Source organism: Stenotrophomonas maltophilia group sp. RNC7 (assembly GCF_030910085.1).
Lineage (GTDB): Bacteria > Pseudomonadota > Gammaproteobacteria > Xanthomonadales > Xanthomonadaceae > Stenotrophomonas > Stenotrophomonas sepilia.
The window spans coordinates 1-727 of record NZ_JAVFVN010000631.1 but is presented as its reverse complement, the minus strand read 5'-3'; the positions used below and the strand labels follow the sequence as shown (position 1 = coordinate 727).

Below are 727 nucleotides of genomic sequence, written 5' to 3'. Positions count from 1 at the left end.
AAAAAAACCATGATAAACACTTATTATCATGATTTTGATATCGCAAATATTTATTTATTATTCACACTACACCTCTAGAAACTTGATGTTGCATTTCTAACCTATATGTTTCTATCAATTCCTTATATAACTCGTCATCTTCAAAATCAATTGCTTCATATAAGGAATAAATTTTATCTAACAATTCTTTTTCAGAATATCTACTATAATTAACTAACATCTCTGTCTGATTAGTTATTAAATGTAATAACCACGTGTGGAGAACTCTTTTATACAGTTGTCCTGTATAAGCATTAATCCCTTTTGCTTTTATTGCTCCATAAGGAATTTTTAAAGGGTGTATTGCAAATCCTTCCTTAATGTCCCTAATAGAAAGAGAAATATGCTCATGAATTTTAACACTACTATTAAAATGTACTCCCCATACAATATAATTTTTGGCATCAACTACATCCCTTTGTAATGCTGCTTCAAATACTTTTTTTATTGCTTCTTTTGAAGGAATCCCTGGAGTTTCTTCACGTTTAATTAACTCTATTCTTATTCTTTTTACTTTTTTGGTGATTACTTCTCCAGTGGCCAGTACAATTTCAATATTTTTCCCATAATCAAGTTCTTTTCGCTGAATCAACCAATTTTTAGCTAATAAGTAACTTTTAAAAGTTTTGGCACTTGAAATGTATCCAAATAAATCACTATTTTTTACTAATATCCACATCATTTCTTT

The 727-nt window shown here is 28.3% G+C and carries 1 protein-coding gene; it reads right to left on the bottom strand.

Annotated features, from left to right (window positions below):
* Nucleotides 1–61 precede the first annotated feature (61 nt).
* On the bottom strand, nucleotides 62–727 hold a 666-nt coding region (locus tag RCF13_RS12740), incomplete at its 5' end, for a hypothetical protein (protein WP_308141225.1).